The sequence below is a fragment of the Candidatus Eremiobacteraceae bacterium genome, assembly GCA_035295225.1.
Classification (GTDB): domain Bacteria; phylum Vulcanimicrobiota; class Vulcanimicrobiia; order Eremiobacterales; family Eremiobacteraceae; genus JABCYQ01.
Genome location: DATGJI010000027.1, coordinates 1 through 2,202 on the forward strand (window position 1 = coordinate 1; position 2,202 = coordinate 2,202).

The 2,202-nt window shown below is 64.1% G+C and carries 5 protein-coding genes; 1 reads left to right on the plus strand and 4 read right to left on the minus strand.

Annotated elements, in window-relative coordinates; genetic code table 11:
• The 3 genes from VKT51_04945 to VKT51_04955 all read right to left on the minus strand — a co-directional run.
• The coding region (locus tag VKT51_04945; GenBank protein ID HLJ83500.1) for a pantoate--beta-alanine ligase at positions 1-183 on the minus strand (183 nt) is incomplete at its 3' end.
• A gap of 11 nt (positions 184-194) precedes the next feature.
• Positions 195-1,055, minus strand: coding sequence for a 3-methyl-2-oxobutanoate hydroxymethyltransferase (panB, locus tag VKT51_04950; GenBank protein ID HLJ83501.1), 861 nt, complete (start codon positions 1,053-1,055; stop codon positions 195-197).
• An 11-nt stretch (positions 1,056-1,066) separates the two neighbouring features.
• Positions 1,067-1,357 (minus strand): FHA domain-containing protein, encoded by a 291-nt coding sequence (locus tag VKT51_04955; GenBank protein ID HLJ83502.1) that lies wholly within the window; start codon positions 1,355-1,357, stop codon positions 1,067-1,069.
• A gap of 209 nt (positions 1,358-1,566) precedes the next feature.
• Between VKT51_04955 and VKT51_04960 the strand changes: the two genes are divergently transcribed.
• Entirely contained in the window at positions 1,567-1,767 is a 201-nt protein-coding gene (locus VKT51_04960; GenBank protein HLJ83503.1) for a hypothetical protein, read from the plus strand.
• 85 nt (positions 1,768-1,852) lie between these two features.
• On the opposite strand, the gene VKT51_04965 is transcribed toward VKT51_04960, so the two are convergent.
• On the minus strand, positions 1,853-2,202 hold a 350-nt coding region (locus tag VKT51_04965), incomplete at its 5' end, for a PilZ domain-containing protein (protein ID HLJ83504.1).

Sequence of the window (2,202 nt, forward strand, 5' to 3'; positions counted from 1 at the left end):
CTCTTGCGGACCGAACTGCAGCGGGTTGACGAAGATCGAGACCACGACCGACCTGCATCGCTCGCACGCCGCGCGCACGAGCGCGAGGTGGCCGGCATGCAGCGCGCCCATCGTGGGCACGAGCCCCACCGGCTCGGTCCATCCGCGCCGTGCCTCGCGCAGCTCACCGATAGCGGTGAGCACTTCGGTGGCGATCAGGACGATTGCGGATCTCGCGCCGGAGCGTTCGCACGCGAGGGCGATTGCTCGCGGCTCTCGTCACGCAGCTCGATGCTGTGCTCGGCCGCGGGGAAGACCCCACCGCGCACCTCGTCGACGTATTGGCGCACCGCGTTGAGCCCGTCGTTGTAGAAATTGGCATAGCGTTTGGCGTGCTTGGGCAGATAGCCGGTCGACAGCCCGAGCAGGTCGTTGACGACGCTCACCTGACCGTCGCAATAGGGACCGGCGCCGATGCCGATCGTCGCCGCACGCACAGACGTGGTGATCCGCTGCGCGAGGGCTGCCGGTACGCACTCGAGCACGATTGCGAAGCAGCCCGCTTCTTCCAAGCGGCGCGCATCTTCGAAAAGCCGATCGGCATCCGGCGCGGTCTTGCCTTGCGCACGGAAGCCGCCGAGCGCGTGCACCGATTGCGGCGTCAATCCGAGATGGCCCATGACAGGAATGCCGGCCTTCACCATGCGGCCGACCAGCTGTGGATCGCAGCCTTCCAGCTTGACCGCGTGCGCCTTGGCTTCTTTGAGGAACCGGCCAGCGTTGCGCAGCGCTTCATCGTCGCCGGCTTGAAACGACATGAACGGCATGTCGCCGATGACGAACGCGCCACGCGCACCGCGCACGACCGCGGCGGTATGATACAGCATCTCGTCCATGGTGACGGGAAGCGTCGTGTCGTGCCCTGCGAACACCATGCCCGCCGAATCCCCGACCAAGATCGCATCGACCCCGGCGCCGTGCACCATCGCGGCGGTCAGCGCATCGTATGCAGTGATGACGACGATGCGTTCGCCGCGGCGTTTTTTCTCTGCGAACGTCAGGACGGTGGTCGGCATGTTGTCGCTCCTTAGCGCTGCGATTCCAAGACGCGCAGCCGCGTGCGCCCGACGATGAAGGGCTGCGCGAGGACGAGGGTCGTCGGTGCTGCGATGGCGCTGCCGTCGACGATCGTGCCGTTGCTGCTACCCAAATCGATCACGCGAACGCCCGCCTCATCGGCCTCCACGCGTGCGTGCCGGCGGGATACGGCCGAGTCGACCGCAAGCGACGCGGCGAGCGAGCCATCCCGTCCGATCTCGATGCTGCGTTCGAACTCCCAACGCTTGCCGTCGAGTGGACCGTTTGTTGCTTCCAGCACGTACATAGCCACGTTGCAGATTCTACCGCGATGCGAGCTTTCCCCATAATCGGCGCGACGGGCCGCATACCACAAGGCCGTGACGGGAATCTGTCCCAAGTGTGACCTTTATGTGACCGTCCGGAGCCTAATTTCGGCCTAATCGGCGGCCGAACACTAAGGCATACGGGCCCGGAGCAGTATGAGTGGACCAGTCCAAGGTGAACGAATTGCATACTTCTGACTTGCTCGACATCGATCCCGATGCGCTGCGCGAGGCGGAGAAGATTTTCGCGCAGGGCATTCTCGACACGATGGCAGGCAAGCAAGTCGCCAAAGCGACCTACGAGGACACGCGCGTGGTCGTCGTGATGAAAGACGGCAGCGAGTACTACTTCTATGGCTTCATGGGAGAGTCGAAACGCCGCTAAGGCCTTAAGCGCACAAAGCAAAATTGAAAAGACGCGGCTGCCAACGCGTCTTTTTTCGTTTTGGCGGACGCCCTAAGGGCGCGGGTCAGGCTTGCGGGGCGGCGTGCGTCTCGACGAAATTCGCGATCGCTTCGCGGTCGTCGCGATCGATGGACGTGAAGGCCACCCCGTGATGATACTTATCTTCGGGAGCCGAGTAAAAGCTCAATACGACGCGGCCTCGCGCGCGGATGTCGCGCGCGTTCCCGGGCACCTGAAAGGCTAGGCGGATGGTCGAGCGGGCCGGCGCGTGGGACCGCGCCACCAGGCGCATGCCGCCCTCGCCGAGGTCCACGATCTCGCCCTCGTATGTGCCCGCAGCGCCATCGCCTTCGACCTTGAATTGAACGGCCAAGTTGACCGCCGCACGTAAGAACTGTCGCCGGCGTAGATTTT

What these genes read in the sequence shown, in the direction of transcription:
- panB (HLJ83501.1), bottom strand. Translation starts at nt 1,055, where the DNA reads ATGCCGACCACCGTCCTGACGTTCGCAGAGAAAAAACGCCGCGGCGAA.